This window comes from Streptomyces sp. NPDC096079 (assembly GCF_040303145.1).
In the GTDB taxonomy this organism is placed as follows: domain Bacteria; phylum Actinomycetota; class Actinomycetes; order Streptomycetales; family Streptomycetaceae; genus Streptomyces.
In genome coordinates this window covers 726,500-739,106 of sequence record NZ_JBEOST010000001.1, presented here as the reverse complement: position 1 = coordinate 739,106, position 12,607 = coordinate 726,500, and the positions used below count along the sequence as shown (strand labels likewise).

Annotated in this window: 12 protein-coding genes; 8 read left to right on the top strand and 4 right to left on the bottom strand. The window is 73.0% G+C overall.

Annotated features, from left to right (window positions below; all coding sequences use genetic code 11):
- Positions 1 to 21: 21 nt before the first annotated feature.
- Complete coding sequence (locus tag ABTY59_RS03500) at positions 22 to 1,059, bottom strand: M4 family metallopeptidase (protein ID WP_352017196.1); 1,038 nt, start codon at positions 1,057 to 1,059, stop codon at positions 22 to 24.
- A gap of 368 nt (positions 1,060 to 1,427) precedes the next feature.
- Between ABTY59_RS03500 and ABTY59_RS03495 the strand changes: the two genes are divergently transcribed.
- Complete coding sequence (locus ABTY59_RS03495) at positions 1,428 to 2,468, top strand: isopenicillin N synthase family dioxygenase (protein WP_352017195.1); 1,041 nt, start codon at positions 1,428 to 1,430, stop codon at positions 2,466 to 2,468.
- A gap of 114 nt (positions 2,469 to 2,582) precedes the next feature.
- Here the strand turns inward: ABTY59_RS03495 and ABTY59_RS03490 are convergent, their stop codons facing one another.
- Positions 2,583 to 3,686, bottom strand: coding sequence for a citrate synthase 2 (locus ABTY59_RS03490; protein ID WP_352017194.1), 1,104 nt, complete (start codon positions 3,684 to 3,686; stop codon positions 2,583 to 2,585).
- 222 nt (positions 3,687 to 3,908) lie between these two features.
- On the opposite strand from ABTY59_RS03490, the gene pdxH reads away from it, so the two are divergent.
- Positions 3,909 to 4,538 carry a pyridoxamine 5'-phosphate oxidase gene (gene pdxH, locus ABTY59_RS03485; protein ID WP_352017311.1) on the top strand — a complete coding sequence of 210 codons (630 nt, stop codon included), beginning with the start codon at positions 3,909 to 3,911 and terminating at the stop codon, positions 4,536 to 4,538.
- A gap of 350 nt (positions 4,539 to 4,888) precedes the next feature.
- The gene (locus tag ABTY59_RS03480; protein WP_352017193.1) at positions 4,889 to 6,223 is read left to right on the top strand and encodes a PAS domain-containing protein; all 1,335 of its coding nucleotides are present in this window, start codon (positions 4,889 to 4,891) and stop codon (positions 6,221 to 6,223) included.
- 147 nt (positions 6,224 to 6,370) lie between these two features.
- Here ABTY59_RS03480 and ABTY59_RS03475 read toward each other — a convergent pair whose 3' ends face one another.
- Positions 6,371 to 6,721, bottom strand: a complete 351-nt coding sequence (locus ABTY59_RS03475; RefSeq protein ID WP_352017192.1) for a winged helix-turn-helix transcriptional regulator — start codon at positions 6,719 to 6,721, stop codon at positions 6,371 to 6,373.
- A gap of 61 nt (positions 6,722 to 6,782) precedes the next feature.
- Here ABTY59_RS03475 and ABTY59_RS03470 point away from each other — a divergent pair, with 61 nt between their 5' ends.
- Positions 6,783 to 7,670: an NAD(P)-dependent oxidoreductase gene (locus tag ABTY59_RS03470; RefSeq protein WP_352017191.1), complete on the top strand. Its 888-nt coding sequence runs from the start codon at positions 6,783 to 6,785 to the stop codon at positions 7,668 to 7,670.
- 138 nt (positions 7,671 to 7,808) lie between these two features.
- Positions 7,809 to 8,096, top strand: a complete 288-nt coding sequence (locus ABTY59_RS03465) for a hypothetical protein (RefSeq protein ID WP_352017190.1) — start codon at positions 7,809 to 7,811, stop codon at positions 8,094 to 8,096.
- Here the strand turns inward: ABTY59_RS03465 and ABTY59_RS03460 are convergent.
- Positions 8,093 to 8,848, bottom strand: coding sequence for an SIS domain-containing protein (locus ABTY59_RS03460; protein ID WP_352017189.1), 756 nt, complete (start codon positions 8,846 to 8,848; stop codon positions 8,093 to 8,095). The two genes, ABTY59_RS03465 and ABTY59_RS03460, sit on opposite strands and share 4 nt — an antisense overlap.
- A 174-nt stretch (positions 8,849 to 9,022) precedes the next feature.
- Between ABTY59_RS03460 and ABTY59_RS03455 the strand changes: the two genes are divergently transcribed.
- From ABTY59_RS03455 to ABTY59_RS03445, 3 genes are all read left to right on the top strand, one after another.
- Positions 9,023 to 9,712: an iron-dependent transcriptional repressor DtxR gene (locus ABTY59_RS03455; protein WP_352017188.1), complete on the top strand. Its 690-nt coding sequence runs from the start codon at positions 9,023 to 9,025 to the stop codon at positions 9,710 to 9,712.
- Positions 9,713 to 10,138: 426 nt separating this feature from the next.
- The gene (locus ABTY59_RS03450) at positions 10,139 to 11,185 is read left to right on the top strand and encodes an alpha/beta fold hydrolase (RefSeq protein ID WP_352017187.1); all 1,047 of its coding nucleotides are present in this window, start codon (positions 10,139 to 10,141) and stop codon (positions 11,183 to 11,185) included.
- An 86-nt stretch (positions 11,186 to 11,271) separates the two neighbouring features.
- Positions 11,272 to 12,489: a peptidase inhibitor family I36 protein gene (locus ABTY59_RS03445; RefSeq protein WP_352017186.1), complete on the top strand. Its 1,218-nt coding sequence runs from the start codon at positions 11,272 to 11,274 to the stop codon at positions 12,487 to 12,489.
- The last annotated feature ends 118 nt before the right edge of the window (positions 12,490 to 12,607 follow it).

Sequence of the window (12,607 nt, the reverse complement as noted above, 5' to 3'; positions counted from 1 at the left end):
GCCTGGGGGTTCCGGGGACGGCTACACGCCCGGGATCGCGCGCGCCCGGAAGGCGTCCCGCACGGTCGCCGCGGCCTGCGTCCCGTACATCTTCTGCGCCGTCGCGACCGTCTTCAGGGCCGCGTCCGAGAAGGTGGTGTCGGCGGCGAAGCCGAACTGCGCGTTCACGATGATCCGGTCGGCGGTGCGGGCGCCCAGCCCGTTCCGGATGTCGAAGAGGGCCCGGGACCAGATCTCGCCGTCCGCGTGCACCTCGCCCTCCCGGTCCGCGTAGGTCTTGGTGCCGTCGATCCGGCGCAGGCAGTGCGGGGCCGCGCTGTACCCCGTCGAGTCCCAGTCGCCGACGCAGGCCACGTCCGCCTTCATCGGCCAGCCGTACTTCGTGACGGCGTTCGTGCCGACCTCCACGGCCAGGTAGTCGCCGAAGGCCTCGCCGATCGCGCCGGCCTCCGGAGAGCTGCCGAAGCCCGGCACCTGGGCCTCGTGCACCGCGTGACCGTACTCGTGGACGATCACCTCGGCGTCCTCGGCGTCGTCCACCCCGCCCTTGCCGAAGCGGATCTCGTCCTTCTTGTCGGTGAAGAAGGAGTTGTCGGCGCCCCACTGGTTGAGCCGGACCGGCTGCACGCGGTCGTTCGCCCCGCGCAGCTCGCCGCCGAAGCCCAGGCCCTGGAGGTACTCCTGCGCCTCGTTGACCCAGAAGTACGCCATGACCTGCTCGAAGCCGTCGTCGGAGCGGTCGAACGAAGCGGCGTCGGCGGCCCTCGCCGGCTTGCCGGTCTCGGAGCGGACGGCCACCCACTTCCCGGACAGCGCGCCGCTCGCGTCGAGGTTGCGCAGGGCGACGGAGGCGTACGCGGAGGCGGGGACGTCGCCCGCCGCGTCCTTGTGGTCGGCGAGGGTCTGGTCGCCCGAGGACTGCACCGGGTTCACCATGAAGACGCGGGCCTGCGGGGCCGCGGCGGCCCAGGCTCCCGAGGTGGGGAGCAGTGCCGCGGTGACGGTGCCGACGGCGACGGCGGCCGCGGCGACCGTGCCACGAGGGGTGCGGCGGGTCATGGACATCCTCCTGCGGTGGGGCGCGGCAACGGGAAGCTTGGCGTGCACTCGACACGCGTGGCGGCGATCTTCGCGTACGCGCGCCACTTTGAACAGACTTTGAGCCATCCCGGCAAGGACGTGACGCGCACCACAGTCGCCCGCTCCCCGCGGCAGTACGCTGACTCCATGCCCCTGCTCGTACGCCGTCGCCACGTGGACTACGTCCGCGTCACGAGCATGGGCTGTCGCCGCTCCGCCTGACCTTCCGGGGTACCACTCCACACCCCTGCGGGTCCCTCGTCCGAGCCCCAGCCGACCGGCACCCGTGGCCCCCGCCCCACCCTCGGCGGCCGCCCCGGGCACCCGTACACCCCGCGGATGCATTCATGACGAACAGCTCGTACCCCTCGCAGCTCCCGATCGTCGACCTCTCGGCGGCCGACCGGGACCCCCAGGCCCGGAAGCTGCTCCACGCCCAGCTCCACTCGGCCGCCCACGACGTGGGCTTCTTCCAGCTCATCGGGCACGGCATCAGCGCGGCCGAGACCCAGGCACTGACCTCGGCCATGCACGCCTTCTTCGCCCTGCCCGAGGCCGACCGGCTCGCCCTCGACAACATCAACTCGCCGCACTTCCGCGGCTACACGCGCATCGGCGACGAGCGCACCGCGGGAGCCCGCGACTGGCGCGACCAGCTCGACATCGGCGCCGAACGCCCCGCCCGCGAGCCGGCCCCCTGGGAAGCCCCGTACTGGTGGCTCGAAGGCCCCAACCAGTGGCCCGCCGGCCTCCCCGAGCTCCGCACGGCCGCCCTGCACTGGATCGAGCGCCTCAGCGGCGTCGCCGAGCGCCTCCTCCACGAGCTGCTCACCTCCATCGGCGCGCCCGCCGGCTTCTACGACGACATCTTCGGCCCGCGCGCCCACCCGCACCTCAAGCTGGTGCGCTACCCGGGCAGCAGCGGCGAGGGCGACGACCAGGGCGTCGGCGCGCACAAGGACTACGGCTTCCTCACCCTGCTGCTCCAGGACCAGGTCGGCGGGCTCCAGGTGCAGCGCGAGGACGGGAACTTCCACGACGTGCCGCCGCTGCCGGGCGCCTTCGTCGTGAACCTGGGCGAACTGCTCGAAGTCGCCACCAACGGCTACCTGATCGCGACGAACCACCGCGTGGTCTCGCCGCCCGGGGCGACGGAACGATTCTCCGTGCCGTTCTTCTACAACCCGCGCCTGGACGCCCGGATCGCGCCCCTGGAGTTCCCCTTCGCGGACCGCGCGCCCGGCGTCACGGCCGACCCGACGAACCCGCTGTTCGCGGAGTACGGCCGCAACGAGCTGAAGGGCAAGCTCCGCGCCCACCCCCTGACGACGGCCCGCCACCACGCCGACCTGCTCCTCGCCCAGGACCAGCAGGCGCAGCTGGTCTAGGGCCGGACGGGGCCCGTCCTGGGCCCGTCACCCGTCCTGGGCCCGGACGCGCCGGTGGCGCCTGGCGGGGCTGTGCGGGCCCGCCAGGCGCCACCGGCTCTTCGCGCGCGGCCCCTACCGGCCGGCGATGTCCTCGTAGCCCTCGATCTCGCGCGGGTCCCGCTGACCGGGACCCGTGTAGCGCGCCGAGGGGCGGACCAGGCGGCCCGTGCGCTTCTGCTCCAGGATGTGCGCGGACCAGCCGGCCGTACGCGCGCACGTGAACATCGACGTGAACATGTGCGCCGGGACCTCGGCGAAGTCCAGGACGATCGCCGCCCAGAACTCGACGTTCGTCGCGAGCACCCGGTCCGGGCGCCGGTTGTGCAGCTCCTCCAGGGCGGCCTTCTCCAGCGCCTCGGCGACCTCGAAGCGCGGCGCGGCCAGCTCCTTGGCCGTACGGCGGAGCACGCGCGCGCGGGGGTCCTCGGCGCGGTAGACGCGGTGGCCGAAGCCCATGAGGCGCTCGCCCTTGTCGAGGGCCTGACGCACGTACGCGGTGGCGTCGCCGGTGCGCTCGATCTCCTCGATCATGCCGAGGACGCGGGAGGGCGCGCCGCCGTGCAGCGGGCCGGACATGGCGCCGACGGCGCCGGACAGGGAGGCGGCCACGTCGGCGCCGGTGGAGGCGATGACGCGCGCGGTGAACGTGGAGGCGTTCATGCCGTGCTCGGCGGCGGAGGTCCAGTAGGCGTCGACGGCCTTGACGTGCTTGGGGTCGGGCTCGCCGCGCCAGCGGATCATGAAGCGCTCGACGACCGACTCGGCCTTGTCGATCTCGCTCTGCGGAACCATCGGGAGGCCCTGGCCGCGCGCGGACTGGGCGACGTACGAGAGCGCCATGACGGCCGCGCGGGCGAGGTCGTCGCGGGCCTGCTCGGCGGAGATGTCGAGGAGTGGTTTGAGGCCCCACACGGGCGCGAGCATCGCGAGGGCGGACTGCACGTCGACACGGATGTCACCGGAGTGCACGGGGATCGGGAAGGGCTCGGCCGCCGGAAGGCCGGGGTTGAACGCGCCGTCGACGAGCAGGCCCCAGACGTTCCCGAAGGAGACGTGACCGACGAGGTCCTCGATGTCGACCCCGCGATAGCGGAGGGCGCCGCCCTCCTTGTCGGGTTCGGCGATCTCCGTCTCGAACGCGACGACTCCCTCGAGCCCGGGTACGAAGTCGGACATCAGGCGGCTCCTCTATCGATGATCGATCAACCGTGTCGGTCGATGGTGGGGAATCAACAGTCATCCAGCCCACGAGTCTGTACGGTTCCGATGATGCGGGGAAGCGTGACATCCGGCACACTGCGCCGATTTGGCGAGAGAGGGTTAGCGCCCCGCGGTGCCGGGCAGACTGCGGTGCTGCGGCAGGATGACCCTGTGACCGACGCCCTGGATCCCGCCGACATGCGTGAGCAGTACCGGACCACGGAGCTGTCCGCGGCCGACCTCGCGCCCGAACCGATCGGCCAGTTCGCCCGCTGGTTCAAGGAGACCGCCGCGAACCCGGCGATCCACGAACCGAACGCGATGGTCGTCTCGACCGCGACCCCCGAGGGCCGCCCCTCGTCCCGGACGGTGCTCCTGAAGCACTACGACGAGGCCGGCTTCGTCTTCTTCACCAACTACGCGTCCCGCAAGGGCGAGGAGCTGACGGCCAACCCGTACGCCTCACTGCTCTTCCCCTGGCACCCGCTGGCCCGCCAGGTGATCGTCACCGGCCGCGCGGTCCGCGTCGGCCGCGAGGAGACGGTCGCCTACTTCCGCACCCGCCCGCACGGCTCCCAGCTCGGCGCCTGGGCGAGCCCCCAGTCCCGCGTCATCGCCTCCCGCGCGGAGCTCCTGGCCCGCTACGACGAACTCGCCGCCCGCTACCCGGAACCCGAACAGGTCCCGGTCCCCCCGGAGTGGGGCGGCATCCGGGTCGTCCCCGAGGCGGTCGAATTCTGGCAGGGCCACGAGAACCGCCTCCACGACCGCCTGCGCTACACCCGCGGGGAGAACGACACCTGGCACGTGGAACGCCTGGCCCCCTGAGGGGTCCCGGGAACGCAGGCGACCCGTGAGTCTTGGCACCGTCCGCCTAGGTTCGGACGGAGCCTGCCGGCCGGACTGCCGGCGACTCACGGGTCGGGTGACTGCGTTGGTGTTCGGCAGAAGGCCTGCCGAGGTGCACAGAGTGCGACTGGCAGGCCTTAGCCCGCAGTCACCTCACGAGTCCGAAAAGAAACCATTTTTCCGGATCACCTCCTTTCGCGTGTACCCACACCCTAGGAACCGTCCGCGCGCGCCTCAACCCATTTATTCGAAGCGCTGAAAGTTCGCGGAACAGGGGTGTGCTCTGTGTCACGTTCCAGTTGAATGGTCACAGCATGGGGGGTGCCTGGATGAGTGCATTCACGGGGGCCACGAGCGACGCCGTGTCCGTCCCGGGGGCGGGGGCCGATCTGTTGGCCGCGCTGCTCGACGGGATGGACGCCGCGCTCTGCGCGTTCGACGCCGACGGGACGGTCACGCACTGGAACCGGGAGGCCGAGCGGATCCTCGGCTGGTCCGCCGGGGAGGCGGTCGGGCGGCGCGGGTTCGAGGGGTGGGCGGCGCGGAGTGCCGACGCCGAGGAGACCCTGGGGCGGCTCATGGGCGCCATGAAGGGCCCCGGGCGGCAGGTCCACGAGTTCGTTCTGCTCCGCAAGGACGGCGGGCGGGTCCTCGTGCGGAGCCAGGCCGCGGGTGTGCGGGGCGCGGACGGCGCCCCGGCGGGGGTGTACTGCGCGTTCAGCGAGGTCCACGTCCAGCTGGACCTGGAGCGTTCGGTGGCGCTCAGCGAGGCCCTGTTCGACGACGCCTCCTGGGGAGTCGTCCTCGTCGACGCCGACCTCCGCCCCGCCATGGTGAACGCCCACGCGGCCCGCGCCTTCGGTACGGGGCGTACGGCCCTGCTCGGGCGGCCCCTCGGCGATGTCGTCGTGCACGGGGCCGAGGAGCTGGAGGCCGCCCTCCAGCACGTCCTGGCGGAGGGCACGCCGCCCGCGCCGGCCGAGGTGTGGGTGACGCTCGGGACGGCCCCGGAGGAGCGCCGCCGGTGCTGGCGCAGCGGCTTCCTGCTGCTGTCGTCGCCGATGGCGGAGGAGCCGGTGCCGCTGGGCGTGGCCTGGCTGTTCCAGGACGTCACCGAGGAGCGGCTCGCGGCGCGCGAGGCGGACCGGCTCAGGTTCCGGTGGAGCCAGCTGCACCGGGCGGGCGCGGCGGCCGCCGAGTGCGAGGACCCGGTGGAGGCGGCGACGGTCCTGCTGGACTTCGCGCTGGCCGGGTTCGCCGACCACGCCCTGGTGGACCGCCCGGCGGGGGAGCGGCGTCTCACCCGCGCCCTGGCCACCCCGGCGGGCGCCGCCCCCGGCCCGTCGTCGCCCGTCGTGGGCGGGGGCATTCCGCTGCGGTACGGGCCGCGGCACCCGGCGCTCCAGGCCTGGGACCGGGTGGGCACGGTGCGGGCGAGCGCGGGCCGGACGGCGGAGGTGTGGGCGGAGGCCCACCAGTGGCCGGGGGACGCGGCGCACGCCCTGTGCGTGGTGCTGCGCTCCCGGGGCCGGACCCTGGGCGTCCTGACGTTCCTGCGGGCGGCCTGCCGCAAGCCCTTCGAGCGCGAGGACGTGGTGTTCGCGGAGGCGGTGGCGTCCCGGGTGGCGACGTCCCTGGACCTGGCCGACTCCCGCACCCCCTAGGGAGTGTTTCGGAAGTCCCGCACAGCACCCGCGGCGCCCGGCACGCCCCCTAGCCCTCCGTACACCCACTTTTTTGTGGGTACTTGTCGGGGTCCGGCGCCCGGGAGAACCTGGTGGTGGCCCGGGCGAGAGGGGAACGGCAGGGCCTCAGGAGGCGGCCCGCGCCTCCGTCAGCCGGTCGATCCGGCGATGGCCCCAGTCCGACAAGGGGCCGAGCAGTGCGGAGAGTTCGAGGCCGTGCTCCGTCAGTGAGTAGACGGTCTTCGGGGGCAGGACGTCGTGCACCTCGCGGTGTACGAGGCCGTCGTCCTCCATCTCCCGCAGTGCCGAGGTCAGCACCTTCTCGCTGATCTCGGGGATCCTGCGGCGCAGTTCACCGGGCCGGTGCGGTCCGGATTCCAGCAGCCACAGCAGTGACGTCTTCCACTTGCCGTCGATCACGGCGATCGCGGCCGTGACGCCGCAGACGTCCGTGTCCTGGGCCCGGAGGCGTGTCATGCGCGTCCCTCTCCTTCTTCCGTCGTCTCTGTGTCTCACGTGTCTACAAGGGAGTTCCTTCATGTCCTCTTCCGACGAGCAGTTTTCGGTCACCGTCCTCGGGCTCGGGCCGATGGGCCGGGCGCTGGCCGGCGCGTTCCTGGACGCCGGGGTGCGGACCACGGTGTGGAACCGCACCCCGGGCAAGGAGGGTGATCTCGTCGCGCGGGGCGCCGTCCTGGCCGCGAGCGCCGAGGAGGCGGCCGCCGCGAGCCCGCTGACGGTGATCTGCCTGGTCAACTACGACGCCACGGACTCGGTCCTGCGGCAGCCGGCCGTGGCGGACGCGCTGAAGGGCCGGACGGTGGTGAACCTGAGCGCCGACACTCCGGAGCGGGCCCGGGACACCGGCCGCTGGGCGGCGGAGCACGGCGTCGGCTATCTGGACGGCGCGATCATGACCCCGACGCCGACGATCGGGACGCCCGCCGGGGTGTTCCTGCACAGCGGCCCGGAGCCGCTGTACGGCGAGCACCGGCGGGTGCTGGACGCGCTGGGCGGCACCCACACGCACCTCGGCGAGGACGTCGGCAGGGCGGCGGCGTACGACGTGGCGCTGCTCGACATCTTCTGGACGTCGATGGCGGGGTACGTGCACGCCCTCGCGGTGGCGCGCGCGGAGGGGATCTCGGCGCGGGAGCTGGCGCCGTTCGCCCAGGGCATCGGGGCGATCCTGCCGCCGCTGTTCCAGGAGTGGGCCGAGGACGTGGACGGCGGTTCGTACTCGGGCGAGGGCAATCCGCTGACCTCGGCCGTGTCGACGATGGGCCACGTGGTGCACGCGTCCGAGGCGCACGGGATCGACGCGAGCGTGATGCGGGCGGCGGAGGCGCTGGCGCGCCGGGCGGTGGACCGGGGGCACGGCGCGGACGGGTTCTCGCGTGTCACGCAGGTGATGGGCCTCGGCTGACCGGCAGGGAAGGGGGCCGAACGCTGCCGGGTTCCGGCATGGACGGCCCCTCCGGGCGGCGGGACGATGGGCCCGGGTTCGAGCATCGTGGGGGGCATCGTGTGGGGTTGGGTGGTGGGGGCGGGCATGCTCCTGGGCGTGGCGGCGATCACGCTGGGCGTCGTGACGTTCCGTACGGGGTGGGTGCCGCCCTGGCAGCGCCACCACGTGACGCGTCCCCGGCTGCTCGGTGTGGGGGCCGTGCTGACGGGCCTGGGGGTGTTCCTGCCGGGCCTGGTGTACTTCGGCGTGGTGCCGGACCCCTCCTGGGAGGCCCGGTTCTTCGGCCAGAACGCCCTGATTCTGGCCGGTCTGGCCTGCATCGGAGCCAGTCAGTTGATGGCTCCGCCGCGCGGGAGGGCGACCGGCGTCCAGGCCCGGCGCTAGCGCCGGTAGAAGATCCGGTCCCCGTACTCGCTCATGACACGGCCGTTCCACTCGTGCCCGCCGTCGACGTTGCCCGAGCGGAGCAGCGGCGGCTCGATGCCGAGGCGTACGAGTTCCTCGGCGGCGGCGGCCATCGTGGCCTGCATGAGGGCGCTGGTGACGACGGTGGAGGCGGGTGCGAAGGGCGCCTCGATGCCGTCGTGGGTGAGTTCCGCGTCGCCGATGGCGATCTTCGAGTCGAGGACGATGTCGCAGTGGTCCTTGAGGTACGTCCCCGAGACGTGCCGTGACTTCGTCTCGGTGGCGTACGCCAGCGAGGTGACGCCGATGACGGTGAGGCCGAGCGCGCGGGCGTTCATGGCCATCTCCACGGGCAGGGCGTTGCGTCCGGAGAGGGAGATGATGATCAGGACGTCGCCGGCCTTGGCGGGGGACGAGTCGAGGACGGCCCCGGCGAGGCCGTCGACCCGCTCCAGGGCGGACCCGAGGGTGGCCGGCATGACGTCGACGCCGACGACGCCGGGGACGGCGAGGAGGTTCATCAGGGCGAGGCCGCCGGCCCGGTAGACGACGTCCTGGGCGGCGAGGGAGGAGTGTCCGGCGCCGAAGGCGAAGAGCCGGTTGCCGTGTGCGACGGCTTCGGCGATCGCGGTTCCGGCGGCGGCGATCTCGGCGGAGTCCCCGTCGCGCACCTCCTTGAGCAGGCCGATGGCGGCGTCGAAGAACTGTCCGGCCAGCTTGCTCTCGCCCATCGCGGCGGCTCCTTCTCGTCGTGCTCCGGTGGTGGCTCTCGTCGCGGGTCGCCGATCACGGTGCGGTCTGGACCATTGCTCTGTCAATACCGCCTCACCCCGGCGCGGCCCGGTTGTCGGTCCGATGCGTCAGAATTGGGGCAGGGCCAGCGCACGACTCATCGAGGGGCACGTATGTCCGGACTGATCGACACAACGGAGATGTATCTCCGCACCATCCTCGAGCTGGAGGAAGAAGGTGTGGTCCCCATGCGTGCCCGGATCGCCGAGCGGCTCGACCAGAGCGGTCCCACGGTGAGCCAGACGGTGGCCCGGATGGAGCGCGACGGCCTGGTGGCCGTGGCGAGCGACCGCCACCTGGAGCTCACGGACGAGGGACGCCGCCTGGCCACCCGGGTCATGCGCAAGCACCGCCTGGCCGAGTGCCTGCTGGTCGACGTGATCGGCCTGGAGTGGGAGCAGGTCCACGCGGAGGCGTGCCGCTGGGAGCACGTGATGAGCGAGGCCGTGGAGCGGCGGGTCCTGGAGCTGCTGCGTCACCCGACGGAGTCGCCGTACGGGAACCCGATTCCGGGCCTGGAGGAGCTGGGCGAGAAGGCGGAGGCCGAGGCCTTCCTCGACGACTCGATGGTGTCGCTCGCCGACCTGGACGCGAGCGGCGGCAAGACGGTGATCGTGCGGCGGATCGGCGAGCCGATCCAGACGGACGCCCAGCTGATGTACACGCTGCGGAGGGCGGGCGTGCAGCCCGGCTCGGTGGTGTCGGTGTCGGAGTCGGCGGGTGGTGTCCTGGTGGGCAGCAGCGGCGAGGCGGCGGAGCTGGACGCGGAGGTCGCGGCGCACGTGTTCGTCGCGAAGCGCTGACGCGGACGCGGTCGGTCAGGTGAAGGAGGGGGCGCCCGCAGGGGCGCCCCCTCTTTCGCGTGCTCGCGCGCCCCGTTTTACGCCGGAATCGCCACGCCCGCGCCCTCGCCGTGCCACGCTGGTGGCAGCCGGGCGTGGAGGGGGTGGGGCCATGAGTGCTGCGGACGGCAGAGGGCCCCGGCGCCTTCCGGCGCCGGGGCCTGTCCTCCCCTGTGCTGACCTGGAGCCCCGAGCTCTCAAGGTCACCCCCGTCGGACCGTTTTTCCCCGAGCGGTCCGCCTCCCGCTCAAGATCTCCCCTCGGCAGCGCGCGTCAATCCTTGAGCCGTGTCACTCGAACGAGGGGTGTTGTGTGGCAGGAGCGCATTTTCGAATGCGAGTTCGATAGTCTGGCGAGGTTCGACGGAAGAGAGGGGGTGCCGGATCCATGGCGCGACGACTCGACGTCACCGGGGCCGACGGCGTCCGGCTGGCGGCCTGGGAGCACACGGCCCCGGCCCACCTGGGCCCGGCCCACACGGCACCGGTCCACACCACCGGACCCGGCGCGCGCGGCGCCTGGGAGCGCCCGCCCGGGCCCGAGGGCCACGGGATCGTCCCGCAGCCCGGCCCGGACACCCCGGGCCGCCCCGGCGGCCGGCCCGTCCCCCGACCCGTACGGGCTCCGCAGGCCCCCCAGGCACCGGCCCCCGCGGCCCACGCGCCCGCAGCGGGGGTGTTACTCCTCCACGGGCTGATGGGCCACGCGGGCCACTGGGCCCCCGCCGTCCGCCGCCTCACCGGCGGCCACCGGATCGTCGCGCTCGACCAGCGCGGCCACGGGGCGAGCGAGAAGCCCGCCGCCGGACCCTTCACCCGCGAGGCGTACGTGGCGGACGCCGCCGCCGTCGTCGAGCAGCTCGGTCTCGGTCCCGTCACCCTCGTCGGCCACTCCATGGGCGCCCTGACCGCCTGGCAGCTGGCCGCCGAGCGCCCCGACCTCGTCCGCGCCCTCGTCATCTGCGACATGCGGGCCTCGGCGCTCGGCGCGGCCTCGCAGCGCGCCTGGCAGGACTGGTTCCGCGGCTGGCCCGCGCCGTTCCCTTCGCTGGAGGCCGTGCACCGCTGGTTCGGCGACGAGGACCCCTGGGTGGAGACGCCGAACCCGGCGCGGGGCGCCTTCTTCGCCGAGGTGATGACCCAGCGCCCCGACGGCTGGCACCCGGTCTTCGACCCGCACCAGATGCTCACCTCGCGCGAGACCTGGGTCCACGACGCCCACTGGGACTCGCTCGCCCAGGTGCGCTGCCCCACCCTGGTCGTCCGCGGCCTCGACGGCGAGCTGGGCCGCGCCGAGGCCCAGGAGATGGTCAGGGTCCTGCCCCACGGGGCGTACGCGGAGGTCCCCGACGCGGGCCACCTCCTCCACTACACCCATCCGGACGCCTGGAGCGAGGCCGTGGAGCCCTTTCTGAACGGGGTACTCACCCCCTGACGGTCCGCCTGCGGACCCGGCACGGTACGGTCCCTCCCACGGCGCGTCGAGCAGCAGGTCTCCGCGCCGGTGGGAGGGAAAACTCGATGCGCACTTCCTTGCTGCGGCGCGTGGTCACGGTGGCCACGACGCTGGGGCTCACCTCGCTCGGCCTCTTCGGCGCGGGCGCGGCGCCGGCGCAGGCCGCGATCCGCGACTGCCCGTCCGGCTACTTCTGCGCCTGGACGTCCGACGACGGCACCGGCACGATGTACAGGACGAACGTGAACCGGGCGACGCTCGGGACCTGGGACAACCGGTTCCGCTCGGTCGTCAACCACACGAACAAGTACGCCTGCCTGTACGACGCGCCGAACTACGACGTCGACGGCGGCACCTCCATCTGGGGCCCGGACCCGGCGGGCACCGAGTGGGGCTACTCGTGGAGCAGCGTCAGCTCGGTGAAGTTCGTCCCGACCGAGCGCGAGTGCGTCCTGCCGCCCTACCCCGCGTGGACCTCGTACACCGCGCCCAAGGCGGCGGGCTTCGGCGACCTGAACGCCGACCGCAAGGCGGACGTCATCGTCCGCGACGAGGCCGGCCGCCTCTGGTTCCTGCCCGGGGACGCCACCGGGCGCCTGGTCGGCACCGGCGGCTGGGGCGCCATGAACGCCCTCACCCGCCACGGGGACTTCTCCGGCGACGGCCGCGAGGACGTCATCGCCCGCGAGAAGGCCACGGGCAGGCTGTGGCTGTATCCCGGTACGGGCACGGGCGCCCTCGGCACCCGCAGGCTGATCGGCTCCGGCGGCTGGAACGCCATGAACCAGATCACCGCCTTCGGCAACCTGACCGGCGACGCCCGCTCGGACCTCCTCGCCGTCGAGAAGTCCACGGGCAGGCTGTGGCTGTACCCCGGAACCAGCACCGGCGTCGGCGCCCGCAAGCTCCTCGGCAGCGGCGGCTGGAACGCCATGAACGCGCTGGTCGGCGCCGGCGACATGAACGGCGACAACCGCCCGGACCTGATCGCCCGCGAGGCCGCCAACGGCAGGCTCTGGTTCTACCCGGGCACCGCCGCCGGCGGCGTCGGTCCGCGCGCCCTGATCGGCTCCGGCGGCTGGAACGTCATGGCCTCGTTCCTCCCCCTCGGCGACCTCAACGCCGACGGCCGCAACGACCTCGCGGCCCTCTCCAACAGCACGTACATCGGCGAAGGCTGCCGGGGCGTGGGCTGCCTCGTCCTGTACTCCGGCAAGGGCACGGGCGCGCTGTACCCGGGCGCCCCGGAGCAGGAGAACTGGATGGACCTGAACGCGTTCTGACGCACGACGTGAATCGAACCCGTGCGCGGGGCGGACACCGTCCCGCGCACGGCCGCGCCCCTGTCGGCGGGCGAGACGGCGGACGGCAACTGGTGGGGCCTGAACGGCGCGCTCTGAG

What these genes read in the sequence shown, in the direction of transcription:
- ABTY59_RS03445 (WP_352017186.1), top strand. Translation starts at nt 11,272, where the DNA reads ATGCGCACTTCCTTGCTGCGGCGCGTGGTCACGGTGGCCACGACGCTG.
- pdxH (WP_352017311.1), top strand. Translation starts at nt 3,909, where the DNA reads ATGCGTGAGCAGTACCGGACCACGGAGCTGTCCGCGGCCGACCTCGCG.
- ABTY59_RS03475 (WP_352017192.1), bottom strand. Translation starts at nt 6,721, where the DNA reads ATGACACGCCTCCGGGCCCAGGACACGGACGTCTGCGGCGTCACGGCC.
- ABTY59_RS03480 (WP_352017193.1), top strand. Translation starts at nt 4,889, where the DNA reads ATGAGTGCATTCACGGGGGCCACGAGCGACGCCGTGTCCGTCCCGGGG.
- ABTY59_RS03500 (WP_352017196.1), bottom strand. Translation starts at nt 1,059, where the DNA reads ATGACCCGCCGCACCCCTCGTGGCACGGTCGCCGCGGCCGCCGTCGCC.
- ABTY59_RS03455 (WP_352017188.1), top strand. Translation starts at nt 9,023, where the DNA reads ATGTCCGGACTGATCGACACAACGGAGATGTATCTCCGCACCATCCTC.
- ABTY59_RS03495 (WP_352017195.1), top strand. Translation starts at nt 1,428, where the DNA reads ATGACGAACAGCTCGTACCCCTCGCAGCTCCCGATCGTCGACCTCTCG.
- ABTY59_RS03450 (WP_352017187.1), top strand. Translation starts at nt 10,139, where the DNA reads ATGGCGCGACGACTCGACGTCACCGGGGCCGACGGCGTCCGGCTGGCG.
- ABTY59_RS03490 (WP_352017194.1), bottom strand. Translation starts at nt 3,686, where the DNA reads ATGTCCGACTTCGTACCCGGGCTCGAGGGAGTCGTCGCGTTCGAGACG.
- ABTY59_RS03470 (WP_352017191.1), top strand. Translation starts at nt 6,783, where the DNA reads ATGTCCTCTTCCGACGAGCAGTTTTCGGTCACCGTCCTCGGGCTCGGG.
- ABTY59_RS03460 (WP_352017189.1), bottom strand. Translation starts at nt 8,848, where the DNA reads ATGGGCGAGAGCAAGCTGGCCGGACAGTTCTTCGACGCCGCCATCGGC.